Source organism: Sporosarcina aquimarina, assembly GCF_033253705.1.
GTDB lineage: Bacteria > Bacillota > Bacilli > Bacillales_A > Planococcaceae > Sporosarcina > Sporosarcina aquimarina.
On sequence record NZ_JAUBDH010000002.1, the window covers coordinates 276,072 to 300,168 of the forward strand.

Consider the following 24,097-nt stretch of genomic DNA (forward strand, 5'->3'; position numbering starts at 1 on the left):
TCACCTCCATTACTCTCTGATCAAAAAGTTCTTCTTATTTTAGAAGAAGAACTTTTGAATATCGTTCCATGTCACAACTAGCATGAGTAACATGAGCAACATAATTCCTACAAAGTGAACCATACCTTCTTTTTGACGATCGATTGGTTTACCTCGAACCGCTTCGAATAAGAAGAACAATAACCGGCCGCCATCAAGAGCAGGTAGAGGCAGAAGATTCATGATTCCCAAGTTAATGCTTAATACGGCTGCCCAATTCATGAGATTGTATATTCCGTACTGCGCAACTTCTTCCGTCGCTTTGTAAATACCAACTGGACCTGATAGAGCATCTAAAGTGAATTTACCAGTAATCAACATACCGAGTAATTCAAATATTTTCTTAATCCAGAACCATGTTTGTTCTGCGCCATATGCAACGGCTTTGATAGGATTCTTTTCAACTGGGCTCGTATAGTAAACCCCAATTTGACCGAACTTCTGTCCAGCGTCTTCTATCTCTTCAGGTATAACTTTAAGATTTACAATCTCTCCGTTACGCTCCACTTCTAAATTCATGGATTTACCCGGATTGTCTTGGATTTGTTCAGTAAACTCTGTCCAACTCTCCACTGATTTACCTTCTACCACTTTTACGTAGTCACCTTTTTCAATTCCTGCAGATGCTGCGGGGCTGTTATCTTGCACTTCTGTAATGATTGGCTCATTTGTAGGCACACCATTAAGTAAACCTAGTGCAAGGAAGATGAAAAACGAAAGAATAAAGTTAAATACGGGACCTGCCAAAATTGTAAGAAACCTTCCCATTAAAGGCTTCGAGTCGAATTGGCGGTCTTTTGGAGCAATTAGAGTTTTTTGTCCTTTTTCGTAAATCACTGCAGTACGTGAAACCGGAAAACGAACTAAACTTCCATCCTCATCGTACCCCTTGATAAATAGCTCATCATTCAAATCCGCTATTTCTGTTTCAAGAAACAGTACGTCGGGGTTTGATACGTTTGAATTCAAGTATATTTTTGTTACTTCGTCTTTTGTATTTAACACTAAGCCTACACGGTAACCAGGAAGTAATTCGACAGTGTCAAAATCTTCTCCAGCCATCCGCACATACCCTCCGAGAGGAAGTAATCGCACAGTGTAAAGTGTTTCACCTTTTTGTATACCGATTATTTTCGGTCCCATCCCAATTGCAAATTCACGAACCATAATTCCGGCTCTTTTAGCAAAAAGGAAGTGCCCAAATTCATGAAAAAATACTAATGAGCCGAAAATAATTATGAACGAGATAACTGTCTCCATTTATACCCACCTTTTCAGCTCATTGGCTGTTATACTAAATACCTTATTTTATCATGGAATGTACGATTTTACGAGTGAGTATATCGGTTTCCATTATTGTTTCTAAGTCTGGGTTATGGATTGTATGATGTTGCTCCATCACACGTTCAACAAGCTCATCTATTTGTACGAATTGGATATTCCCTTGCATGAATTGTCCGACCGCCATCTCATTTGCCGCATTCATGGCAGTTGGTAATGTTCCTCCAGTCCGTCCTGCTTCATAGGCAAGAGCAAGCGCCTTATAACGATTTAAATCTAACGTTTCAAAGTGCAGTGTACCAATTTGCTCAAGTCTCAGCTGTTGTGGATTTTTCATTGGAATCCTTTCCGGATAAGACAGGGCGTATTGAATCGGCACGCGCATATCTGGCGACCCTAATTGGGCCATAACACTCGTATCATCAAATTCAACCATTGAATGAATAATACTTTCCTTGTGGAGAAGTGTATCAATCTGATCGTAAGGAAGATTGAAGAGATGATGAGCTTCTATTACTTCTAAGCCTTTGTTGAACATCGTAGCAGAGTCAATCGTCAACTTATTGCCCATTGACCAATTCGGATGCGCCAGAGCCTGCTTAAGAGTTACATCGGCAAGTTGGTCGCGTGTTAAGTCACGGAAACTTCCGCCGGAAGCTGTAATGACAAGTCTAGTAATCGATTTCGGATTTTCACCATTAAGTGCTTGAAATATTGCTGAATGCTCACTATCTACTGGTAAAATAGAAACGCCATAGCGCTTCGCTTCGGCCATTACAATTTCCCCTGCAGCTACAAGTGTTTCTTTATTTGCGATAGCAATAGTAATCCCCTGTCGAATTGCTGCAAGTGTCGGCTTGAGTCCTACACTGCCTATCACCGAATTCAGCAATACATCCGCGCCTGTATTTGCTGCCACTTCCTCTAGCCCATCCGAGCCATGCAGAAAACGTATTGAAGGGAATTCTTTTTGCAGTGTTTCAGCATCTGCCTTTTCCATTACTGATATGAGGGGTGGTTTATGGGAATTCGCAATTTCCCTCACCTTATTAATATTTCGACCAGCAGAAAGTGCAACCAGCTCAAATTGGTCTGGATGGGCGGCAAGTACTTCAAGTGTTTGTAGTCCAATTGAACCAGTGGCTCCCAGCAGGCTAATCTTTTTTTTCATCCTAAACATCCCTTTCAATTAACTGACAAAGTGCAACAAGTGTAGAAGTGGCAGAACAAATAAAAGACTGTCAAACCGGTCGAGTATTCCACCATGTCCCGGCAGTAATTTACCTGAGTCTTTCACATTATAATTACGCTTTAAAGCAGACTCGACTAAGTCGCCCAGCTGCCCGATGATAGAAGCGATAACAGTAATACCAATTAGTAGTAAATAAGATGAGGCCACGGGCTGTATTAACTGGAAAATGATTGCAAAAACTACAGCGCTTATAATTCCACCTATAAAACCTTCTATCGTTTTGTTAGGTGAAATATCAGGCCAAAGCTTATTTTTACCAATTTTCCGACCAACGAAATACGCTCCGGAGTCTGTTGTCCATACAATAACCAGTGCATAAATGATAAATATTAAGCCTGCTTCGCGTGTTGCGGTAAGATAGAAAAATCCCAATCCTACATAGAATGCCGACATTACAGAAAAAGCTGCATGCGCAAATGTAAATTGATTCTTTACAAGTACAGTATAGACCAATAAGAGCAAGATAATGATAAATGCGACTTCAAGTTTCGTATATCCAATAGTTCCTAAAAATCTCAGAGCTATATCATTCGGTAATAAAAGAATGGCAGTAAGCAGCCATGTAAGTATTCCCTCTGGCGAGAGTAACTTAATGGATTGCATTTTTAAAATTTCATATAGCCCTATCGTAGCGATAGCGTATACAAGTACCGTAAAAGGAATTCCTCCTACAATTACAAAAGGAATGAAAACTGCTGCTGCTATGATAGCAGTTAGTATTCGTTGCTTCATTTGATTTCATCCCCTTCAAGACTTCCAAATCGTCTATTGCGTTTTTGATAATCTTCTATTATTTCCAGCATGTCTGTCTCACTGAAGTCTGGCCAAAGTACTTCTGTAAATGCAAGTTCAGCATAAGCTAACTGCCATAGCATGAAGTTTGAAAGACGTACTTCTCCACTCGTCCGAATAAGAAGATCAGGATCAGGCAGATGAGCTGTCATCATAGCTTCTGAAAGAGAATCTTCTGTAATTTGCTCTAGTTGAATGGTTTCTTCTGACAGTTGGTTAGCTAATGTCTTCACTGCTTCAGTGATTTCAAATCGACTTCCGTAGTTCATAGCAAAATTCAAAATCATGCCATCGTTTTCAGCAGTAGCCACCATCGCTTTTTCTATGGCCTCTTTCGTGTGTGAAGGCAACAGTTCCGAACTGCCAATCATTTCAACCTTCACATTGTTCTCAACAAGTTCCGGCAGATATGTACTTAGAAATTCTCCTGGCAGTTTCATAAGGAAATCGATCTCTCGTTTAGGCCGTTTCCAATTCTCTGTTGAAAATGCATAAAGGGTCAATACGCGAACACCTAAATCATTTGCAAATAAAGTTGTCTTCCTTACAGTTTTCATACCCTCATGATGCCCTGCAATTCTTGGAAGTTTTCGTTGCTTCGCCCATCTACCATTTCCATCCATAATAATGGCGACATGTGCAGGCATCGGCTTCTCTTTCACACTTGTCAGCCGGTCTTGTAATGTCGACGGGACAGCCGTCGTCTTTTTTCGTAGCAGTTTATCGAACATAATTTTTCCTCCACTCGACGACGTTTCAAATCATTCATCCTCTTTATCCTAACAAAATACAGGATAATTTGCATGTTAAAAAGGACGTCCTAAAATTAGGACGTCCTTTGAAAAAGAAAGTTCATGTTTAGATTTCCATAATTTCGTTTTCTTTGTCGTCTGCAATGCTATCGATTTTAGAGATGTACGTATCGGTAAGCTTTTGGACTTCATCGTTATTACGGCGCAATTCATCTTCTGTAATTTCGCCATCTTTTTCGAGTTTCTTCAACTCGTCATTAGCATCGCGGCGAATATTACGAATTGCAATTTTAGATTCTTCAGCGTCTTTTTTGACCTCTTTAACGAGTTCTTTACGGCGCTCTTCAGTCAATGCAGGCACAGCCAAACGAATCACTGATCCATCATTGGAAGGTGTAATTCCAATGTCTGACTTTAAAATTGCTTTTTCTATATCACCTAACGTAGTTTTGTCGTAAGGCTGTATTACCATAAGACGTGCTTCAGGAACCGAAATTCCGGCCATTTGGTTAAGGGGTGTCGGTGCACCATAGTATTCAACTGAAATACGGTCCAACAATGAAGCATTGGCACGTCCTGCACGAATTGAAGCAAGTTCTCTTCCTAGTGAACTAATTGCTTTTTCCATTCTTTCGGTTGTTTGACCCATTACTGCTTTCGGCATGTTTAGTTCCTCCCGACGACTGTACCGATTGTTTCACCACATACAGCCTTTTTTATATTTCCTTCTTCCATAATTGAGAATACTACGAGTGGTATATCATTGTCCATACAGAGTGTGGAAGCCGTTGCATCCATTACTTGCAGTCCTTTACTGATGACTTCGATATACGTTAGCTGCTCAAACTTCACAGCACTAGTATCAATCATTGGATCTGCTGAGTACACACCATCCACATTATTTTTACCCATTAAGATGACATCTGCCTCAATTTCAGCTGCACGAAGTGCCGCAGTTGTATCTGTAGAGAAATAAGGGTTCCCTGTTCCTGCTGCAAAAATCACAACTCGTTTCTTCTCTAAATGACGAATTGCCTTCCGGCGAATATAAGGTTCGGCAACTTGACGCATATCGATGGACGACATAACACGAGACTCTGCACCTAACTTTTCAATTGCATCTTGAAGTGCTAAGGCGTTCATTACTGTTGCAAGCATGCCCATATAGTCGGCAGTCGTTCTATCCATACCCATTTCGCTTCCGACTTTACCGCGCCAGATGTTACCTCCACCTACAACAACCGTCACTTCAACACCAAGATCTAAAACTTCTTTTACTTGAATTGCAACCGATTTAACAATTTCCGGGGAAAGACCAAATCCTTGTTGTCCAGCGAGTGCCTCGCCACTTAATTTTAACACGATTCGTTTATATTTTGGAGTGTTCATATGTATCCCCCATCTTCTTGGTTTTCTTAAAAATAGGGAACACAAAATGTGTCCCCTACCATTAGTATGAGTTAAATTAGTTTCCTTTGTTCACTTGGCTCATAACTTCATCAGCAAAGTTATCTTCACGCTTTTCAATTCCTTCGCCAACTTCATAACGAATGAACTCTGTTAATTTACCGCCAGTTGATGTAACGAACTCTCCAACTGTTTGATCGGAATTTTTAACGAATGCCTGATCAAGAACACAAATCTCTTCAAAGTACTTACGAAGACGTCCTTCAACCATTTTAGCAACAATATTCTCAGGCTTGCCTTCGTTAAGAGCTTGTTCAGTAAGAACTTTACGCTCATGCTCGATTTCTTCTTCAGAAATTTGATCATGAGAAACGTATTTAGGATTCATTGCAGCGATGTGCATTGCAACGTCTTTTGCAGCTTCTTCGTCTGTAGTGCCTTCAAGTGTTGTAAGAACAGAAATACGTCCACCCATGTGAAGGTAAGCACCGAAAGCATCGTTATCAGTTTTTGTGCGGATTTCAAATCGGCGAAGAGTAATCTTCTCACCGATCTTCGCGATTGCGTTCGAAATGTAGTCAGCGACAACAAGACCGTTCTCCATAGTTGAAGCAGTAGCTTCTTCTACAGATGAAGGCTTTGTAGAGAGCAAGTGATCAGAGATTTCTTTAACCAATGTTTGGAAAGCTTCGTTTTTCGCAACGAAATCTGTTTCAGCATTAATTTCAAGAATAATTGCTTCGTTTCCGCGAACTTCAATTGTTGTTGTTCCTTCAGCCGCAATACGATCTGCCTTTTTCGCAGCGCTTGAAAGACCTTTTTCACGCAAAAAGTCTAATGCAGCGTCCATATCTCCATTTACTTCTGTAAGAGCTTTTTTACAATCCATCATTCCAGCGCCTGTTTTTTCACGAAGTTCTTTTACCATTTGTGCTGTAACTGCCATGTTGAATTCCTCCTATAAAAACTATTAATTTTTTAGTTTATTTCTCTAAAAAAGACGATAAGGGGATTGGCCGCTTATCGTCTTTGATTTTTCAGTTACTCTGCAGTAACTGCTTCTGTTTGTTCTGCTTGAGCAGCTTCTTCGTCTTCACCTTGTTTAGATTCAAGCAATGCATCTGCCATTTTGCTAGTCAAAAGGCGTACCGCACGGATTGCATCATCATTTGCTGGGATGACGTAGTCAATCTCATCAGGATCGCAGTTTGTATCAACGATACCAACAAGTGGGATATTCAATTTATGAGCTTCCGCAACAGCGATGCGCTCTTTACGTGGATCTACTACGTAGATTACGTCTGGAATTGATTTCATGTCACGAATTCCGCCTAGGAATTTAATTAGACGTTCGTGTTCTTTTTTAAGTTGAGAAACTTCTTTCTTTGGAAGTACGTCGAATGTACCGTCTTCTTCCATTTTCTCAATTTGTTTCATACGGCTGATACGCTTTTGAATTGTACCGAAGTTTGTCAAAGTACCGCCCAACCAACGTTGGTTGATATAGTACATTCCAGCACGTTCTGCTTCTTCTTTGATAGCATCTTGTGCTTGTTTTTTAGTACCAACGAAAAGAACTTTTCCGCCGTCAGCGCCAACTTGACGCATGAAGTTATAAGCTTCTTCAAGCTTTTTAACTGTTTTTTGTAGATCGATGATGTAGATTCCGTTACGCTCAACAAAGATGAATTTCTTCATTTTTGGGTTCCAGCGACGTGTTTGGTGTCCGAAATGTACACCTGCTTCGAGTAATTGTTTCATTGAAATTACTGACATAATTATTGCCTCCTGTTTGGTTGGATTCCTCCGTATACTTCATCCGCAGAGCTACCTTTCGGCACCGTCTCAAAACGTCCGTACACGTGTGTAGTAATACCACTACTTAATATAACACAAGCTCTCTTATCATTGCAACAGTTATTCTTTAAACTTCATGATAAGTTCAACTTCCGTTTTTCCTTTTCCTAGTTGGCTTGCAATTTCTGTTGTCGTTAATCCTTGTTCGCTAAGTCTGTATACTTTTTCAAATTCAGTTTCTTTTGCTCGATTATCACTAATGAAGAGCGAATCGACATTAGCAGATGATGCTTGCTGCTGTGAAGTGCGATACGAATTCAAGACTTTTGAAGTTGAAGGCTTTGTATTAAAATAAGAAGAAGCGGCGGCTACTTCGTCCCTATAATCCGTTTGAATTGTTTTCGATTCAAATGTCATTTCACTTTTATCTTCCCTATGTTTCGACAACTGTTGAATCAGTCGTTCATTCTCTTCCTTTATTTCAGAAATATATAGGGCAAAACTGTCTTCCATCTCTTTCATAATTTGTTTTTGCTTTCTTTCTGTTTCGTCCACCTTGGCGGCTCTCAAATAGAGTAAAACGATCATATAGAATCCAGCTATTTGGAGTACAAAAAGCACAGCGATTAAGATACCTGTCATATTATCACCCTGTATAGTCTACGAAGCTTCCTTTATAAGGGTGGCTTACGTGATTGTCTTCATAATCATCCATTGTATTATGTTCATTTTTATTATCCGAGTCATGCTGTGGATCTTTTGACTGCTGTTTCGCTTTTTCGGCTTGTGAAGACTCTATAACTGTCGTACTTAACTTCATCACTTCTTGATCGATTTGAACTGTATTATGATGCTGGCTGAGAATTGATTGCTGATTTTTTTGTTCTGTAATTTTTCCAGCTTCAAACGTTTTCGGGATTGCAATTTGAAGCTCAATCGCTTTTAAACTCATAATATCCCTCTATCTTGCACTTCAGGCAACAATACTTTTCGAAGTTTAAAAAGCGCTTTTGAATGAATTTGGGAAATGCGCGAGGTGGATAAATTAAGTATTTCACCAATTTCAGTCAAGGTCATTTCATCTGTATAAAAAAGACTTAAAACAAGTTGTTCGTTGTTATTCAAGTCTTTTATCTTCTGAATCATTTCACTAAGAAGTTCAGTTTTCACGGTATGCTGTTCTGGTGTTACCATTTTTTCATCTTTTAAGACAAAGCTTTTGCCTGTATCCTCTTTATCGTCATTCATTCGCTCATCGATAGAAAGCACACTTGAAAAATAGTGTTCTCGAACTGTTTGATAGACGTCCGCAACATCCATTCCAGTATCTCGAGCAATTTCTTCAGGTGTTGCCGTTCTCATTAGTTTTTGTTCCAATTTGCTGATTTTTTCTTCTAGCTTCTTAGACTTTTCCCGAGACGATCTGGGCAGCCAATCCTCTTTTCTTAAGCCATCTAAAATGCTCCCGCGAATCCTAAAAGAGGCATATGTATCAAACTTTAAATCACGACTGGGATCGAATTTAGTCAACGCATCAAATAAGCCTTGATAACCTAGACTTTTCACATCATCTCTGGATACATTCCGGGGCAATCCAGATCCTATTCGTTGAACATGATAATTTACAAGCGGCATATACTTTCGAACAAGCGCATCTCCAGCATCAGGATCACGTTTGCTTAACCATAGGTCCCAATACGTATCTTCAGATATGTCCTTTTTTGGCATAGAATCCCTCGCTTTCGGGCTACATGTATTTTATTTTCTGATCTTTTAGCCATTATATCAAAGAGACTAGCCTAAGGACAGTAAACATAGGGCTTTACAGACAAAAAGGCAGTAGTTTCCTATATAGAAACCACTGCTACTTAATTATCAGATTACTTTTGTACCGGCGTTTACCGTTCGAATATGCAATACGCTTTCAGCAGGGTCAAATTCGATTGTCCGACCGCTTGAACCACCTGTATCTTCTGCTACTAAAGGGATTGAAAGTCGAGAAAGTTCTTTTTTCACAGCTTCTACATTGCGCGGTCCTATACGAACTGTATCATTTGAACCAAATTGAAACATCTGTGAACCGCCCGCAATTTTTGCTTTCAATGACATTGGACGGCTGCCTTCTGTTTTAAGCCGTTCCATCAGTGAGTAAATCCCGGTATCCGCAAATTTAGCTACATTCACTAAATCCCCCTTAGCAAGGGCGCTATCCGGTAACATTACATGTACCAGTCCCGCGATTTTACGTCGTTCATCATATAGCACGACCCCGACGCAGGAACCGAGGCCAGATGTGCGGATGGTGTTGGGTTCCTGTACAATATTCATATCTGCAATGCCGACACGAACGACCGTTTTGACCATTTCCATCTTACATCACACCCAGTGATTTAAATATCGCTACGTAAGACTGCGGATCGGGAAGCAAGAAAAAGTGCCCGTCCACACTCGTGTCTTTTAATCCGTGCTCCACAATTTTTGTATCTATCACAATCACTTCATCGCTATATTGGGAAACTTCAATCAAACCGAAGCTTACAATTGCGCCAACCATATCAACACTCAGCGATGGCACTGTTGGATATATTTTCAAACCTGTGAAGTCAGACAAAGCAGACAGATAAGAACCGGAAAGAATATTGCCTAATTCTTGCATGGCCGAAATTCCTATCTCATCTATTGATTCCGGATTGGAAAAGTCGAATTCGGCATCTCCAATTAATCGGCGAATAAATCGATTGGCCGATTCAATGGGAAGGACAAAAAACATACTTCCAGACAAGTCCCCTTCTATCCTTAAAAAGATTCCCACTACAACATTTTCAGATCCACCAGCAAGATCAAACATTTCATCAAAGGAAACAAGCGTAACTTTAGGTACATTCATTTCAATTTTCCGTTCTAGCATTTCAGAGAGTGAAGTTGCTGCGTGAGCTGCTCCTATATTGCCGATTTCTTTTAAGACATCCAGGTGCATATCTGAAATAACGGGATTATTTCTCATCGGAACTCTCATTTCTGATAGGTTGTAAAACGGTATTTAAATTCAACATAACGAGCAATCGTTTGTCTAGTTTTGCAATCCCCTCAACAAATTCAGACTCAACAGACCCAACCACTTCCGGCTGATTTTCGAGCGCATTTCTCGGAATATCAATTACATCGTTTGCATCATCAACAATTAGTCCTGCATCAAAGTCTTCCAGATTTACGATAATAATCCGTGTATTGTCGTTGTATTCGATTATAGGCAAGTCGAACCGTTCACGTAAATCGATAATAGGGGTAACCATCCCGCGTAAGTTGATAACTCCTTTTACATAAGCAGGCACGCCTGGAATTCTCGTGATTTTCAAAAGCATTAGCTTTTCAATTGATTGCACGACGTCTACCGTAATCGCATATTCTTTGTCCAACAATTGGAATACAATCGTTTTCAATAAATCGTCCTCAGTATAAGCTGCCATTCGTTTTCCTCCTACTTATTTTATAAGCGCATTACAATCCACGATGAGTGCAACTTGACCATTACCAAGGATTGTTGCACCTGATAATGCGAAAACACTCTGCAAGTAGTTCCCTAATGATTTAAGCACGATTTCTTGTTGGCCGATAAATGAGTCCACAACGAGTGCTGCCAAGTTTTCTCCTTTACGAACAATCACAACTGATTGATGTTCCTCTGGTCCTTCCGGAAGTCCTGTAGCGAAAATTTCACGAAGATCCACGAGAGGAACTATTTTGCCGCGGAAGTCAATTACCCGCTGATTATGAGCGTTTAAAATATCACTGTTTTGTATAATTGCTGTTTCAATAATTGAAGACAAAGGTATAGCAAAAATTTCATTTTTCAATTCTACAAGCATAACTGAAATAATTGAAAGGGTCAGAGGGAGCTGCACCCGGAATAATGACCCTTCACCTTCTCTTGAATCAATGGAAATACTGCCGCCTAACGACTCAATCGTACTCTTTACAACATCAAGTCCAACACCTCTTCCAGAGACATCTGTAAGCTTATCAGCAGTTGAGAAGCCCGATGACAGGATTAGTTCGGCAACTTGTTTATCCGTTAAGGAATCAGCAATTTCTTCAGTAACAATTCCGCGCTCTATTGCCTTTTTGAGAACCTTTTGCCGATTCACACCTGCACCATCATCTTCCAGCTCTATGAACACATGATTACCTGAGTGATATGCACGCAGGGTTACAGTTCCTTCTTCAGGTTTCCCATTCGCTGCTCTTTCTGCTGGACTTTCTATTCCATGGTCCAAAGCATTTCGAATAAGATGAACTAAAGGATCACCAATTTCGTCAATAACAGTACGATCTAACTCTGTTTCTGCCCCAATAATTTCGAGATTGATTTGTTTATTTAAATCTCGTGCTAATTGTCGGACCATTTTAGGGAATCTGTTGAATACCGTTTCAACAGGAACCATACGCATATTTAAAATAATGTTCTGTAAATCTCCTGAAATTCGTGTCATCCGTTCCGTTGTTTCGTTAAGCTCTGTATTTTGCAATTCCGCTGCAATGGACTGCAATCGGCCTCTATCTATCACGAGTTCTTCAAATAGATTCATAAGGACGTCAAGACGATCGATATTCACCCGGATTGTTTTATTAGCAGTGTGTGTATTGGCTGCACGTTTTGTTGGAGCGGCTTTAGTTTCGGAATCTTTAACTGCCGCTGGTTTTGCAGGTAAAGATAGCGCTTCGTTAACTGGAGCCTCTACAGATGCAGCAGTTTCTACATCACTAGTAAGAAATTGGACTGGCTGAATCTCAACTGTTTCAATCTCTGAAACTTTTAATACCTTCTTTTGGATATCGTCGGCATTCTCCTTTGAAATAAGAACTACAGTAAATAAGCTATCAAACTCCTCGTTTTCCAAACGTTCAACTGTAGGTGAAGTCTTAATGATTTCACCTGCTTTTTCAAGTATTTCGAAAACCATAAAGACCCTTGCTGCTTTCAGTAAACAATCTTCGCGTAGAAATATTTTTAACTCGAATGCGTGAAAACCTTGTTCGATAGATTGTGAGATAACTGTTTTCTCAAAATCGTCATAACTAAGCTCGTCAGTGTTCTTATATTTGTTTTCCGGGCTGTTTTTTTCGGTTGCTGCCTCGTTCGGTGATTGCCCTGCTTCTATTTGGTTGAGCATCTTCACTAAATTACCAACGTCTTTTTTCCCAGTTCCGCCCTCTTCAATATTTAGAATCATTTCTTCTAATGCATCGGAAGAAGCGAAAACAACATCTAGAATTTCTGCCGTAACTCTAATTTTAGAAGTACGGATAGCATCGAGCACGTTTTCCATTTTATGAGTTAGGTCAGCTATATCTTCATATCCCATCGTTGCGGACATACCTTTAAGAGTATGGGCAGCTCTAAATATTTCGTTCACTATTCCAAGATCATCCGGATTTTTTTCAAGTGCTAATAATTGTTCGTTACACGCTTGCACATGCTCTTTACTTTCTTCTAAAAACATATCCAAGTATTGGCTTGTATCCATCTCAAAACCTCCTTATAACTTCACTCGTTCTGTTAATAGCTTTCCGATATTTTGGACGTGTGCAGACATATCCGCAAGTCCCGCATCGTATATCGCTCTTGGCATTCCATATACAACTGAAGATTCTTCCGATTCCGTTATGGTATATGTATTGCAGTTATTTTTAAGGATCTTCATACCCTCTAACCCATCGTGCCCCATCCCTGTCATAATCGAAGTAACAAATTTCAGTTCCGGCAACTTCGCAATAGATTCCAGTAATACATCGACTGCTGGACGATGCCCCATGCGAGGAGGTTCTTCTTTGTCAAGATGAATGGCATAGCTTATCCCGATCCGCTTCACCTTCATATGTTTGCCGCCTGGAGCAATATAAGCAATATTCTTTTCAATTAATTCCCCGTTTTCTGCTTCCTTGACAGTAATATCACATAAAGTATTCAGGCGATCTGCTAAAGATTTCGTAAACCCGGCAGGCATATGCTGAACAATGAGAATAGGTACATTAATATCTTCTGGCAGGGTAGTCAGCACTTGCTGCAGTGCTCTTGGACCCCCTGTCGATGTGCCTATAACAATAAACTTTTTTACCGCAGAACGAGGATGCCCGCCTTCCTTATCAGTGTTAATCGCTTCTTTAGGAATTATTGCTGAAGGTATTTTGGGCGAAGCGGTCGATCTGCGGTGGAGAACTTTAGACATATCAATTTGAGCTGCATTGAAGACTTTGTTTACTATTATCTTTTCACTTTCACGCAAATTAAGTGAGATAGCACCACCCGGTTTTGCGATGAAGTCTATTGCTCCGTATTCCATTGCACGAATGGTATTTTCAGCGCCTTCTTTTGTCGTACTCGACAGCATCACAACGGGTAAAGGATTCTCCTTCATGATTTCTTGGAGTGCACTTAACCCATCGAGAACAGGCATTTCAATATCTAGTGTCAAAACGTCTGGATGGAGCAGACGAACTTTTTCAATTGCTTCCTTACCATTTCTTGCTGTACCCACCACATCTAATAAGGGATGAGACGAAACAATTTCAGTAATCAATTTACGCATAAAGGCGGAATCATCCACAACCAATACTTTTTTGGAGTTATTTGTATCCAAAGTCATCCACGCCCCCTCGCAAATAGTTTTTTTAACTGACCCAGAAATGTGCTAGTTTCTTTACTGTCTATATCGGTTCCGGAGGAAATATAATTAGCTGTAATTGCATTCATTCTTCTTGAGATTGTTGCATTTGGATATAAACTGACAAATGGCTGTTGAGCTACAACAGATTTATGGACTGCTGCATCTTCAGGGAGTGCTCCAAGCAAAGTAGTTTCCTTATTCAAAAACTTCCTCATTGCAAACTGTAAACGCGTGAATGCTTCATTTCCATCCTCTTTTGGCAGTACCCGGTTGTTTACGATGAAAAATTTCTTCTCCGGATCGCGAAGACAAATAAATTTCATCATAGAATAGGCGTCTGTAATGGAAGTTGGTTCAGATGTAGCAATCACAATAATTTCATCTACCGATAAAATAAGTTCAATTGCACTTTCTGAAGCTCCCGCTCCCATGTCAAATAGAATATAATCGTACTGTTGTTGTAAAGTTTCAAACGCACTTATTAAGCGTTGAAATCGACTTTCGGTCCACTCCAATACAGTTTCAAGACCAGAGCCTCCACATATAAAGTTCAATCCAAGCCGACTTTCTGCTACAACTTCTTCTAATGTACGCTCACCTGTTAAATATTCTCTAAGTCCATACTTTGCAGATGCGCCAAGAAGAATATGGACATTCCCCATGCCAATGTCCATATCTACAATGATCACGCTTTTACCTTGTGCCCGTAATGAACTTGCAAAATTCACAATGAAGTTAGTTTTACCAACTCCGCCTTTACCGCTAATTACTGCAAGGGAACGAGCTGTCCTGCCTTTAGATTGCATCATTTTAAGCCGCAGGGTTTCTGCCTGATCATTCATGTGGTTCCTCCTCTAGCAATAGAGTCAGTAACTTCTCAACAGTGGCTTCTTCCAGATCCTCCGGAACTTCTTGTCCGTCCGCAAAATATGCAATCCCCATGTTATAATCCCTCAACAAATTTATTACAGGACCAATGCTTCCGGTTTCATCTAATTTTGTAAAAATGAATTGTGATATTGGAAATTCCAGAAATTGATCTACAATCGACCTCATATCCGATTCCTTAGTTGTGGTAGATAGGACAAGATAAGATTCCATTTCCAAATTAAAATCAATAAGTTGCTTTAAATCATCAATAAACTTTTTATCTTTATAATTTCTTCCAGCAGTATCAATGAAAACAATATCCTTATTAGAAAGGGTGTTGAGTGCTTCTTTAAAATCCGATGCAGTATAAGCAACTTCAACAGGTGCTTGCAGAAGATTGGCGTAAGTCCTCAGTTGCTCGATTGCAGCAATTCGGTACGTATCTGTCGTGACAAAACCGACTTTCCTTTTGTTCTCAATTAAAGAACGTGCAGCAATTTTAGCGATAGTTGTAGTTTTCCCTACACCGGTAGGTCCGAGAACATTCACATATTTCTTTTTAAAATGAATACCGCCGAAAGGCAGATCTGCAAGTTCTTCTTTCAAAATATCGCGTGCAATCTTTTTTTGTTCCACTTCTGTAAAATCATTTTTCTCGCTTTTCATACGAGAAAATATGGTTTCCGCTATATTTTTTATCATCTCGGGATTTAGTTCTTGGGATCGTAATCTCGACAATAACGGCTGCATATCCTCTGGAAATCGATTAAAAGGGACGGGCTCATTATAATTTTTTAAGTACTGTTTCATTTCTTTCATTTCTTTTTTCATGTCGTGTATTATTTCATCTTGCTTCGTCTCAGGCTGGGGTTTGTTTAAAATTGATGAGGTGTGTTGGCTGTTAACTATAACCGGTTCGTCGTATCCAGCTATTACTTCCACACTTTTTTTCTTAAATAACCCTAAAAATCCTTTAGAACGGACAATTGTTGAACTTATAATAACAGAGTCCTCACCAAAGTCCTGACGAATTTGTTCCATCGCTTGGACCATTGTATCTGCTTTGTATTTTTTCAATTTCATGCGACATCCACCACTCCTACGCTCTGTACTTCAACTGATGCTTCTAACTCATTATAAGACAATATTGGAATTTGAGGGAAATAGCGTTCTGTTATTTGTCTTAGATACATCCTAACCGCTGGAGAGCATAAAATTACAGGTGATTGGTCTAACAGAGCAACTCGTTCAACTTCTCCTGCAATTGATTCTAAAATCGATTGTGAATCTTGTGGGTCGATTGTCAAATAATTTCCTTGTTCAGTCTGTTGAACGCTATCCGCTATCAACTTCTCAACTTTCCCCGAGACTGTCATAACTTTGAGTGCTTGTCCTTGTGGCGTATATTGTTCTGTAATTTGGCGCGCAAGAGATTGTCTCGCATATTCAGTTAGCAAGTCAACATCTCCTGTATATTTAGAGGAATCCGCAAGTGTTTCAAATATAATTGGCAAGTTACGAATTGAGATGTGTTCGCTTAACAATTTAGCCAGCACTTTTTGTATTTCACCAACAGATAACGGTGTCGGTGTAAGCTCTTCAACAAGAATTGGGTATGTCTCATGGACATGATCTATCAACTGCTTTGTCTCTTGACGGCCAATTAAATCTGCCGCATTCGCCCGAATGATTTCTGTTAAATGTGTAGACACAACACTAGGCGGATCGACGACAGTATAGCCCATAATTTCAGCTTCTTCTTTCACTTCTTCTGTAATCCATTTCGCTGGTAAACCAAAAGAAGGCTCTACAGTATCAATGCCGGGAATCGAGTCATCACCGCCAGGACTCATCGCTAAGTAATGATCCAAGAGTAATTCGCCCCTTGCTAATTCACTGCCCTTTATTTTTATTCGATACTCATTTGGCTGAAGTTGGATATTATCTCTAATTCGTACAACAGGAATGACTAAACCAAGTTCTAAAGCAAGCTGTCTTCTGATCATGACGACTCTGTCAAGCAAATCGCCCCCTTGTGAAGCATCGACAAGAGGTATTAAACCATACCCGAATTCAAATTCAATGGGATCGACATTCAGTAGATTGACAACGTTTTCAGGACTCTTTAATCCATCCGTCTGTTCGGCTTCTTCCAGTTCAAGTAATTCTTCCGGGTCCTCGTCTTTAGGACGGGACATTACGAATGCACTTACTGCTAACGCAATTGCAACTGGAATAGTTAAGATATCATTGATAGGAGTTGCGAGACCTAACAATAGAATTGTGATAGCTGCTACATATAATAACTTAGGCTGTCCGAGTAATTGACTTGTAATGTCAGTGCCCAAGTTCCCTTCTGATGCAGCGCGGGTCACAACAATTCCGGTTGCAGTTGAAATGAGCAATGCTGGAATTTGTGAAACAATCCCGTCACCCACCGTTAGTTTAGAAAATTGCGATGCGGCTTCTGCAAATGGCAGTCCAAGTTGAACAACACCAATTATCATACCAACCAGCAAGTTGATCATAACAATGATAATACCTGCAATTGCATCTCCTTTTACGAACTTCGTCGCACCATCCATCGCACCATAAAAGTCCGCTTCATTACTTACTTTTTCACGGCGTTCACGTGCCTGGGTGTCAGAAATCATTCCTGCATTCAAATCAGCGTCAATACTCATCTGCTTACCTGGCATTGCATCTAATGTAAAGCGTGCAGCAACTTCTGATACACGCTCTGATCCTTTTGTGATTACGATAAATTGAATGATGATTAAAATAACGAACACAACGAGACCTACGATGACATTCCCCCCGGTTACGAACGAACCGAACGTGTCAACAACTCCACCTGCACTTCCATCACTCAAAATCGCTCTCGTCGTCGAAACATTAAGTCCCAAACGAAAGAGTGTCAATAACAAAAGTAACGAAGGAAAGATTGAGAACTGTAATGCCTCTTGCATATTCATCGCAGTAAGTAAAACCATTAGCGCCAGTGTGATATTAATGATAATTAGGAAACTGAGCAGCCAATGAGGAAGCGGAATGACAAGCATCGCAACAATCATAATAACCGAGGCGAGTACACCTATATCTCTGAATTGCATGTCATCCCTACTTTCTGTTGTTCATTTAAATTTTTCGCTGTATTCGATATACATAGGCAAGCACTTCGGCAACTGCTTTGAAAAACTGATCTGGAATTCGGTCGCCAATTTCAGTATCTGAATAGAGCGCTCGGGCAAGTGGCCGATTTTCAACAGTAACAATATTATTTTCTTTTGCAATCAGCTTAATTTTTTGAGCAATGAAGTCCGCGCCTTTCGCAACGACAATGGGTGCATCCATTTCGCCGTCTGTATACTTAATCGCTATTGCATAGTGAGTCGGATTTGTGATGACTACATCCGCCTCAGGTACTTCCTGCATCATTCTTCGCATTGCCATTTCTCGTTGACGCTGCTTAATCTTTGATTTAATAAGCGGATCGCCTTCAGAATTTTTATATTCATCTTTAATGTCCTGCTTGGACATTTTTAAGTTTTTTTCATAGTCAAATTTCTGGTAAAGAAAGTCGAGAATTGAAATGAATAACAAGACAAAGGACGCGGTTATTCCCATAAGAGCAACAAGCTGCCCTACGGTTTTCATAACTGCAGATGGGGTTTTAAAAGCTAAATTTAGTACTTTGTCTATATTCATATACAATAGTAAGGAGGTTACGCCACCAATGAATGAAATCTTCAGCAGCGACTTCAATAACTCCACAATGGCACGGATGGAAAAAATCCGTTTCAACCCTTTAATCGGGTCAATTTTCTTTAAATCGAATTTCAGCGGTTCTCCTGTAAACAATAATCCAAACTGGATTAGGTTCCCTGCGATTGCAGCAATCATTGCAATAACCATGACAGGCAACAAAATGAAAGCCATTTCTTTTAGAACTTCAACGTATATGAGCATCGTCTGATTAATATCTAATTTGTCCATCAATATGTATGTATGAAAAGTTTCTTTGAAGAATTTGTAAAATCGTTCTTTCATAAATCCTGCTGCAAAAAAAAGAAAGAGAAAGACAGACAATAATACAATTGCGCTGGTAACGTCTTGACTTTTCAACACTTGGCCTTTTTTCCGAGAATCCTCTCGTTTTTTCGGAGTCGCTTTTTCTGTTTTCTCACCCGCAAAAAATTGAAGATTCAAGCGCAGCATATATTTATCCCCCTCCTAACAAAACCATGAGGTCCCTCATACTTATAGACATCACTTCAAAGATTTTTTGCATCATTGCAACGATGACCCCGCCCATGATGAAGAGAACCAAGAAGCCTACTCCAATCTTTATCGGAAAACCAATTACAAAAATGTTCAACTGAGGTACTGTCCGCGCTGTTATTCCTAATGCTAAATCGACGAGAAACAGAGTAGCAACAATCGGTACAGCCATTTGAAAAGAGATTGCAAACACCGCCGCCATTGTTGATAATACATGCTCAGCAACCCGTTCACTTCCAAAACTCGGCCAAACCTGATCCAATGGAAGGAATTGATAACTATAAAAAACTCCATCTAATAACACGTGATGCCCATTTATCGCGAGTAATAATAGCAAAGCTAAAGAATTGAAAAATTGTCCCATCAATGGAGATTGGGTCCCCGTTTGTGGGTCAATTACATTCGCAATAGCAAATCCCATTTGAAAGTCTATCAATCCGCCTGCTACTTGAATCGCCGACATGACAATAAAAGCAATAATACCTATGGATAATCCTACTATGGCTTCTTTCAAGACAAGCACTATATACTCTCCATTAATTTCAAGGCCGGGTACATTTAACGTAAACACCAGGGTCCATGCAAGTAATGCTGCTAATACAATTCTCATTACTGGAGGTATTGTGCGGTAGGAGAAAAGCGGCAGCGTAACAAAAAAGGCAGAAATACGAGTCAGAACTAACAAATAAGTGGCCACAAAAGGCAGAAATGCATCCATCTAAACTACCCTATATACCTTGTTAAATTATCAAAAATATCAGCTGCATAAGCAGTTACTTTAGATAACATCCACGGTCCAAAAAATACAATCGCAACCATCACAGCTACAATTTTAGGAACGAAAGCGAGTGTTTGTTCTTGAATCTGAGTCGTTGCCTGAAAAATACTTACTGCTAAGCCGGTCACTAATGCAACAATTAGTAAGGGCCCTGATGCCATTAAAATGACCCATACTGACCGTTCTGCCACCGAAATGATCATTTCTCCTGTCAATCTGAACCCCTCCTAAAAGCTTTGAAGCAATGATTTTACAATCAAATACCAGCCATCCACTAAAACGAACAATAAAATTTTAAACGGTAATGAAATCATAACCGGCGGCAGCATCATCATCCCCATTGACATAAGAACACTTGCCACAATCATATCAATTACTAAAAAAGGAATGAAAATCATAAAACCCATTTGAAACGCTGTCTTTATTTCACTCAAAGCAAATGCAGGCACCATCATCGTAAGAGGTATATCCTCCATTGTTTCAGGCCGATCTGCATTGTTATATCGTAAAAACAGTTCTAAATCTTTTTGTCGAGTATGCTTGCCCATGAATTCTTTAAAAGGAGCACTTGCTTTCTCATAAGCATCATCCAACGAAATTTCTTCTGCGAAAAGTGGTTTTAATGCTTCATCGTTCACTTGAGAAAACGTAGGGGCCATTATAAAGAAAGTTAAAAAGAGAGCAAGTCCAACAAGAACTTGATTTGGGGGCATTTGTTGTGTCGCGAGTGCTGAACGAACAAAAGATAAAACAATAATGATCCTGGCGAACGATGTCATCAGGATCAGAATCGCTGGAGCTAAAGATAGAACGGTTAATAGCAGAAGCATTTTTACGGATGTCGATACTGCACCCGGATCACTATCCGAAAAAAATTGCATGAACTCATTCATTCCGATTGCGCTCCTTCTCCGTTAGCTGATTAAGCTTTCGCTTCCTCTCGTTCTCTACTTCGGCCAATTTCGTTTTAAACAAATTTCTGAAGTCTTCTGTTTCATCTTGTTGCTCATAAGGATTCGTTTTTCTGCCTTTAAAACCATTTATCAATTTAAGGAGAGGACTTTGTTGCATAGTTTCGTCTTCCTCTGAATAATAAGAAGTGAGCTGTTCAAGCTCTTCAGGATTGGATAGTTCTTTTAAGAGACGGACATCATCCCCTACCCCTATCAAAAAATACTTCTCTCCGATTTTCACTAATTGAATCGACTTCTGCTGTCCTAAAGAAAGGCCGCCCATATTTTGCATAAGCTTTCCATTTTGCGTAATTCGATTTCGTGTGTTGATAAATTTCACCATACCGTAAATCAATACAATAACAAAAGCAAGTGCTAAAAGCGTTTTAATATAATCCCAAGCGGTCAAACCCACAGGAGCTGGCTCAGAACTTTGGTTTTGTTCAACCTCTGACTTTGCAGGTGTGTCTTCCCCCTGTGAAGGATCTTCGCTATTTTCTTTGTTCTGCTTCAAATAATCAGTAACAGATGAGTCCGTTTCAGCTTGAACAGTTGAAGGGGTTATACATATAGCGAAGACTAACGATAATATAACCAACAGGGCTCTGACTCGTGATGAAGTTTTATAGTTAGCTAAGTGCTTTTTCAATTGCTTCAACAACCCGGTCTGCCTGAAATGGCTTCACTATGAAGTCTTTTGCACCTGCTTGAATTGCATCGATTACCATTGCTTGCTGTCCCATAGCGGAGCACATAATAACAGTCGCATTAGGATCTTTTTCTTTAATTGCCTTCAATGCAGAAATACCATCCATTTCTGGCATTGTTATATCCATCGTGACTAAGTCTGGTTTTAGTTCAAAGTATTTCTCCACTGCTTGAACACCGTCTGCCGCTTCACCGACTACTTCGAAATTATTTTTAGAAAGAATATCCTTCACCATCATTCTCATAAATGCTGCATCATCTACTATTAGAATACGTTTTGACATTTTCATGACCTCCAAGGTTTATCGTAAATTGTTTAATCGTTCTGTTTGACTCAAGATATCCGTAATTCGAACGCCAAAGTTTTCATCAATGACAACTACCTCGCCTTTAGCAATTCGGCGATTATTTACAAGGATATCTACCGGTTCGCCTGCCAGTTTGTCCAATTCAATAATTGAACCACTCGACATCTCTAATATTTCTTTAACAGAACGTTGCGTGCGCCCAAGCTCCACTGTCACCCGCAGAGGGATATCCAACAGCAAATTTAAGTTAGACGCTTCCGGCTGACTTAGTGAAGGTGTTTCAAAACTCGCGAATTGAGCTTGCTGTACATTGGCATGCTGCTGTTGCTGCTGTCTCGGAGGTAATTGCTGGGATTCACGAGAATAATTAGTTTGCTGTTGAGAAACAGTATTTTCTTGTTCTGCGTATGGTTGTTCGGGCGCATTGTATTGTGGTTGTATTGGCGTTGACTGAGGAATTGCCGGTTCAGCAACGGTTGGTGCTTCCTCTGCAAATGCATCACCCACTAATGAAGCCACAAGTTCTTTACCTAGATTCAATGGGAATAATTGCATAATATTTGAGTCGATCAGTTCACCGACTTTCAAATTAAATGAAACACGAATTAGTAAGTTCTCATTCGGTATACTATCGGTTCCTGTATCCGCTTGTACATCCAATAGTTGGATTGTTGGAGGTGAAATGTCCACCTTTTTATTGAATAAAGTAGACATTGAAGTCGCTGCAGAACCCATCATTTGGTTCATCGCTTCTTGAACAGCACTCAAATGAATTTCACCTAACTCATCATTCGGTGACGTTCCATCTCCTCCAAGCATTAAATCAGCTATAATCGCTGCATCTTGATGCTTAATGACCAGTAAGTTTGTTCCACTTAAACCTACTGTATATTCAACACCTACAGCAACATATGGCTGGACAAATTCTCTATCAAGCTCGTCTCTATCAATAACACTGATTGTAGGTGTCGTGATTTCAACCTTTTGACCGAGAAGACTGGAAAGAGCAGTGGCTGAGCTTCCGAAAGAAATGTTTCCAATTTCCCCAAGTGCATCTTGCTGCATTTCATCCAGATAAACATCAGTTGAAATCCCCTGTGAATCTATTTCTGCTTCAGCACCTGTATCAATGGACTCTCCACGCAACAAAGCTTCTATTTCTTCCTGTGAAAGGATATTATCACTCATCATCGTCGTCATCCCCTCCAATCAGGGTATCTAGTATTTGGACAGCCATTCGATTACGTAAATGACCTGGTTGTGCTGTGAATTTAGGTATGCCGCTTACTTCAATTGTAAGTGGCGCGTCAATTGCACTATCTAACGCGACAATATCTCCAACTTGTAAATACAACAACTCTTCGACGGACATTTCACCTTCGCCTAGACTTGCAACAACTGGTAAACTCGCTTTTCTAATTCTCTTCTCTAAAACTATACTTTGTTCAGGCGAAGGTTCTTTTTTATTCGTTTGCATCCAATATTGAACGGATAAGTTTGGAATGATCGGCTCTAGTACCACATGAGGGATACAAATATTAATCATTCCGCTCGATTCACCTATAATAATGTTAAACGAAATAACAATTACTGTTTCATTCGGAGATATCATTTGTAAAAATTGAGGATTGACTTCCATTTCTGCTAAGAAAGGATCGATATCCGCAATATTTGACCATGCTTCACGCAAATTATCAAATGACCTTTCAAATAATCCCGTCAGTATTTTAATTTCTATTTCGGTCATATTATCGACTTTTCCAGAACTCTCGCCATAGCCGCCCATTAAACGCTCCAGCATGGAATAAGCAACATTCGGATTGACTTCCATGATGATATTCCCTTCAAGCGGAGGCACTTCAAAAATATTGAGGAGCGTCATGTTCGGGATCGATCGGATGAACTCTTCAAATGGTATTTGGTCAACCGATGCTACATTTATTTGAATATAGGTTCGTAATTTCGCCGAAAAATATGTAGTGAGCAATCGCGCAAAGTTTTCGTGGATCCTGGTCAAGCTGCGAATTTGGTCTTTTGAAAAACGTAATGCCCGTTTGAAATCATATACTTTAACTTTCTTCGTTTCATCTTCTTTTTTTATTTCCTCCGCGGTCATTTCTCCAGTAGAAATCGCTGACAGCAAAGCATCTATCTCATTTTGAGACAATATATCTCCCGACATTTAGCCACCTCCTAATTAAATAATCCGTAATC

The 24,097-nt window shown here is 39.9% G+C and carries 27 protein-coding genes; all 27 read right to left on the minus strand.

What is annotated here, in order from left to right; genetic code table 11:
* Positions 1–39: 39 nt before the first annotated feature.
* Positions 40–1,299, minus strand: a complete 1,260-nt coding sequence (gene rseP, locus QT716_RS03970) for an RIP metalloprotease RseP (RefSeq protein ID WP_317934620.1) — start codon at positions 1,297–1,299, stop codon at positions 40–42.
* Between the two features lie 43 nt (positions 1,300–1,342).
* Entirely contained in the window at positions 1,343–2,491 is a 1,149-nt protein-coding gene (locus QT716_RS03975; protein WP_317934622.1) for a 1-deoxy-D-xylulose-5-phosphate reductoisomerase, read from the minus strand.
* 18 nt (positions 2,492–2,509) lie between these two features.
* Positions 2,510–3,304, minus strand: coding sequence for a phosphatidate cytidylyltransferase (locus QT716_RS03980; RefSeq protein ID WP_317934623.1), 795 nt, complete (start codon positions 3,302–3,304; stop codon positions 2,510–2,512).
* Entirely contained in the window at positions 3,301–4,095 is a 795-nt protein-coding gene (locus QT716_RS03985) for an isoprenyl transferase (protein ID WP_317934625.1), read from the minus strand. Before QT716_RS03985 ends, QT716_RS03980 begins: the two co-directional genes overlap by 4 nt.
* Before the next feature lie 127 nt (positions 4,096–4,222).
* Entirely contained in the window at positions 4,223–4,780 is a 558-nt protein-coding gene (frr, locus tag QT716_RS03990) for a ribosome recycling factor (RefSeq protein ID WP_317934626.1), read from the minus strand.
* Between the two features lie 2 nt (positions 4,781–4,782).
* Positions 4,783–5,505 carry a UMP kinase gene (gene pyrH / locus QT716_RS03995; RefSeq protein WP_317934627.1) on the minus strand — a complete coding sequence of 241 codons (723 nt, stop codon included), beginning with the start codon at positions 5,503–5,505 and terminating at the stop codon, positions 4,783–4,785.
* 76 nt (positions 5,506–5,581) lie between these two features.
* Positions 5,582–6,469, minus strand: coding sequence for a translation elongation factor Ts (tsf, locus tag QT716_RS04000; RefSeq protein ID WP_317934628.1), 888 nt, complete (start codon positions 6,467–6,469; stop codon positions 5,582–5,584).
* A 95-nt stretch (positions 6,470–6,564) separates the two neighbouring features.
* Positions 6,565–7,299, minus strand: coding sequence for a 30S ribosomal protein S2 (gene rpsB, locus QT716_RS04005; protein WP_317934629.1), 735 nt, complete (start codon positions 7,297–7,299; stop codon positions 6,565–6,567).
* 141 nt (positions 7,300–7,440) lie between these two features.
* Entirely contained in the window at positions 7,441–7,962 is a 522-nt protein-coding gene (locus QT716_RS04010) for a hypothetical protein (RefSeq protein WP_317934631.1), read from the minus strand.
* A 4-nt stretch (positions 7,963–7,966) separates the two neighbouring features.
* Positions 7,967–8,272: a hypothetical protein gene (locus QT716_RS04015; RefSeq protein ID WP_317934633.1), complete on the minus strand. Its 306-nt coding sequence runs from the start codon at positions 8,270–8,272 to the stop codon at positions 7,967–7,969.
* Positions 8,269–9,048: a FliA/WhiG family RNA polymerase sigma factor gene (locus QT716_RS04020; protein WP_317934634.1), complete on the minus strand. Its 780-nt coding sequence runs from the start codon at positions 9,046–9,048 to the stop codon at positions 8,269–8,271. The genes QT716_RS04015 and QT716_RS04020 overlap by 4 nt, the downstream gene beginning before the upstream one ends.
* Before the next feature lie 147 nt (positions 9,049–9,195).
* The gene (locus QT716_RS04025) at positions 9,196–9,690 is read right to left on the minus strand and encodes a chemotaxis protein CheD (protein WP_317934635.1); all 495 of its coding nucleotides are present in this window, start codon (positions 9,688–9,690) and stop codon (positions 9,196–9,198) included.
* A 1-nt stretch (position 9,691) separates the two neighbouring features.
* Positions 9,692–10,324, minus strand: a complete 633-nt coding sequence (locus tag QT716_RS04030) for a chemotaxis protein CheC (RefSeq protein ID WP_317934636.1) — start codon at positions 10,322–10,324, stop codon at positions 9,692–9,694.
* Complete coding sequence (locus QT716_RS04035; protein ID WP_317934638.1) at positions 10,314–10,787, minus strand: chemotaxis protein CheW; 474 nt, start codon at positions 10,785–10,787, stop codon at positions 10,314–10,316. Before QT716_RS04035 ends, QT716_RS04030 begins: the two co-directional genes overlap by 11 nt.
* 15 nt (positions 10,788–10,802) lie before the next feature.
* Positions 10,803–12,845, minus strand: coding sequence for a chemotaxis protein CheA (locus QT716_RS04040; protein ID WP_317934640.1), 2,043 nt, complete (start codon positions 12,843–12,845; stop codon positions 10,803–10,805).
* A 12-nt stretch (positions 12,846–12,857) separates the two neighbouring features.
* On the minus strand, positions 12,858–13,964 hold the full coding sequence (locus QT716_RS04045) for a protein-glutamate methylesterase/protein-glutamine glutaminase (protein WP_317934641.1): 1,107 nt from the start codon (positions 13,962–13,964) through the stop codon (positions 12,858–12,860).
* Positions 13,961–14,827 carry a MinD/ParA family protein gene (locus QT716_RS04050; RefSeq protein WP_317934642.1) on the minus strand — a complete coding sequence of 289 codons (867 nt, stop codon included), beginning with the start codon at positions 14,825–14,827 and terminating at the stop codon, positions 13,961–13,963. The genes QT716_RS04045 and QT716_RS04050 overlap by 4 nt, the downstream gene beginning before the upstream one ends.
* Positions 14,820–15,896: a flagellar biosynthesis protein FlhF gene (gene flhF / locus QT716_RS04055; RefSeq protein ID WP_317934643.1), complete on the minus strand. Its 1,077-nt coding sequence runs from the start codon at positions 15,894–15,896 to the stop codon at positions 14,820–14,822. Before flhF ends, QT716_RS04050 begins: the two co-directional genes overlap by 8 nt.
* Before the next feature lie 38 nt (positions 15,897–15,934).
* A complete protein-coding gene (flhA, locus tag QT716_RS04060) occupies positions 15,935–17,968 on the minus strand; it encodes a flagellar biosynthesis protein FlhA (RefSeq protein ID WP_317934644.1) in 2,034 nt (677 codons plus the stop codon).
* 25 nt (positions 17,969–17,993) lie between these two features.
* A complete protein-coding gene (gene flhB / locus QT716_RS04065) occupies positions 17,994–19,073 on the minus strand; it encodes a flagellar biosynthesis protein FlhB (protein ID WP_317934645.1) in 1,080 nt (359 codons plus the stop codon).
* A gap of 4 nt (positions 19,074–19,077) precedes the next feature.
* On the minus strand, positions 19,078–19,854 hold the full coding sequence (gene fliR, locus QT716_RS04070) for a flagellar biosynthetic protein FliR (protein ID WP_317934646.1): 777 nt from the start codon (positions 19,852–19,854) through the stop codon (positions 19,078–19,080).
* 5 nt (positions 19,855–19,859) lie between these two features.
* A complete protein-coding gene (fliQ, locus tag QT716_RS04075; RefSeq protein WP_317934647.1) occupies positions 19,860–20,129 on the minus strand; it encodes a flagellar biosynthesis protein FliQ in 270 nt (89 codons plus the stop codon).
* A 12-nt stretch (positions 20,130–20,141) separates the two neighbouring features.
* Complete coding sequence (gene fliP / locus QT716_RS04080) at positions 20,142–20,807, minus strand: flagellar type III secretion system pore protein FliP (RefSeq protein WP_317934649.1); 666 nt, start codon at positions 20,805–20,807, stop codon at positions 20,142–20,144.
* Complete coding sequence (locus QT716_RS04085) at positions 20,800–21,381, minus strand: flagellar biosynthetic protein FliO (RefSeq protein ID WP_317934650.1); 582 nt, start codon at positions 21,379–21,381, stop codon at positions 20,800–20,802. The genes fliP and QT716_RS04085 overlap by 8 nt, the downstream gene beginning before the upstream one ends.
* Before the next feature lie 115 nt (positions 21,382–21,496).
* On the minus strand, positions 21,497–21,859 hold the full coding sequence (locus QT716_RS04090; RefSeq protein WP_317934651.1) for a response regulator: 363 nt from the start codon (positions 21,857–21,859) through the stop codon (positions 21,497–21,499).
* Between the two features lie 18 nt (positions 21,860–21,877).
* Positions 21,878–23,071, minus strand: a complete 1,194-nt coding sequence (fliY, locus tag QT716_RS04095; protein ID WP_317934949.1) for a flagellar motor switch phosphatase FliY — start codon at positions 23,069–23,071, stop codon at positions 21,878–21,880.
* Positions 23,064–24,065, minus strand: coding sequence for a flagellar motor switch protein FliM (gene fliM, locus QT716_RS04100; RefSeq protein ID WP_317934653.1), 1,002 nt, complete (start codon positions 24,063–24,065; stop codon positions 23,064–23,066). Before fliM ends, fliY begins: the two co-directional genes overlap by 8 nt.
* Positions 24,066–24,097 lie beyond the last annotated feature (32 nt).

Excerpts from the sequence above, each read along its gene's own strand:
- rseP (WP_317934620.1), bottom strand. The coding sequence starts at position 1,299 with ATGGAGACAGTTATCTCGTTCATAATTATTTTCGGCTCATTAGTATTT.
- QT716_RS03975 (WP_317934622.1), bottom strand. The coding sequence starts at position 2,491 with ATGAAAAAAAAGATTAGCCTGCTGGGAGCCACTGGTTCAATTGGACTA.
- QT716_RS03980 (WP_317934623.1), bottom strand. The coding sequence starts at position 3,304 with ATGAAGCAACGAATACTAACTGCTATCATAGCAGCAGCAGTTTTCATT.
- QT716_RS03985 (WP_317934625.1), bottom strand. The coding sequence starts at position 4,095 with ATGTTCGATAAACTGCTACGAAAAAAGACGACGGCTGTCCCGTCGACA.
- frr (WP_317934626.1), bottom strand. The coding sequence starts at position 4,780 with ATGCCGAAAGCAGTAATGGGTCAAACAACCGAAAGAATGGAAAAAGCA.
- pyrH (WP_317934627.1), bottom strand. The coding sequence starts at position 5,505 with ATGAACACTCCAAAATATAAACGAATCGTGTTAAAATTAAGTGGCGAG.
- tsf (WP_317934628.1), bottom strand. The coding sequence starts at position 6,469 with ATGGCAGTTACAGCACAAATGGTAAAAGAACTTCGTGAAAAAACAGGC.
- rpsB (WP_317934629.1), bottom strand. The coding sequence starts at position 7,299 with ATGTCAGTAATTTCAATGAAACAATTACTCGAAGCAGGTGTACATTTC.
- QT716_RS04010 (WP_317934631.1), bottom strand. The coding sequence starts at position 7,962 with ATGACAGGTATCTTAATCGCTGTGCTTTTTGTACTCCAAATAGCTGGA.
- QT716_RS04015 (WP_317934633.1), bottom strand. The coding sequence starts at position 8,272 with ATGAGTTTAAAAGCGATTGAGCTTCAAATTGCAATCCCGAAAACGTTT.
- QT716_RS04020 (WP_317934634.1), bottom strand. The coding sequence starts at position 9,048 with ATGCCAAAAAAGGACATATCTGAAGATACGTATTGGGACCTATGGTTA.
- QT716_RS04025 (WP_317934635.1), bottom strand. The coding sequence starts at position 9,690 with ATGGAAATGGTCAAAACGGTCGTTCGTGTCGGCATTGCAGATATGAAT.
- QT716_RS04030 (WP_317934636.1), bottom strand. The coding sequence starts at position 10,324 with ATGAGAAATAATCCCGTTATTTCAGATATGCACCTGGATGTCTTAAAA.
- QT716_RS04035 (WP_317934638.1), bottom strand. The coding sequence starts at position 10,787 with ATGGCAGCTTATACTGAGGACGATTTATTGAAAACGATTGTATTCCAA.
- QT716_RS04040 (WP_317934640.1), bottom strand. The coding sequence starts at position 12,845 with ATGGATACAAGCCAATACTTGGATATGTTTTTAGAAGAAAGTAAAGAG.
- QT716_RS04045 (WP_317934641.1), bottom strand. The coding sequence starts at position 13,964 with ATGACTTTGGATACAAATAACTCCAAAAAAGTATTGGTTGTGGATGAT.
- QT716_RS04050 (WP_317934642.1), bottom strand. The coding sequence starts at position 14,827 with ATGAATGATCAGGCAGAAACCCTGCGGCTTAAAATGATGCAATCTAAA.
- flhF (WP_317934643.1), bottom strand. The coding sequence starts at position 15,896 with ATGGAACAAATTCGTCAGGACTTTGGTGAGGACTCTGTTATTATAAGT.
- flhA (WP_317934644.1), bottom strand. The coding sequence starts at position 17,968 with ATGCAATTCAGAGATATAGGTGTACTCGCCTCGGTTATTATGATTGTT.
- flhB (WP_317934645.1), bottom strand. The coding sequence starts at position 19,073 with ATGCTGCGCTTGAATCTTCAATTTTTTGCGGGTGAGAAAACAGAAAAA.
- fliR (WP_317934646.1), bottom strand. The coding sequence starts at position 19,854 with ATGGATGCATTTCTGCCTTTTGTGGCCACTTATTTGTTAGTTCTGACT.
- fliP (WP_317934649.1), bottom strand. The coding sequence starts at position 20,807 with ATGAATGAGTTCATGCAATTTTTTTCGGATAGTGATCCGGGTGCAGTA.
- QT716_RS04090 (WP_317934651.1), bottom strand. The coding sequence starts at position 21,859 with ATGTCAAAACGTATTCTAATAGTAGATGATGCAGCATTTATGAGAATG.
- fliY (WP_317934949.1), bottom strand. The coding sequence starts at position 23,071 with ATGAGTGATAATATCCTTTCACAGGAAGAAATAGAAGCTTTGTTGCGT.
- fliM (WP_317934653.1), bottom strand. The coding sequence starts at position 24,065 with ATGTCGGGAGATATATTGTCTCAAAATGAGATAGATGCTTTGCTGTCA.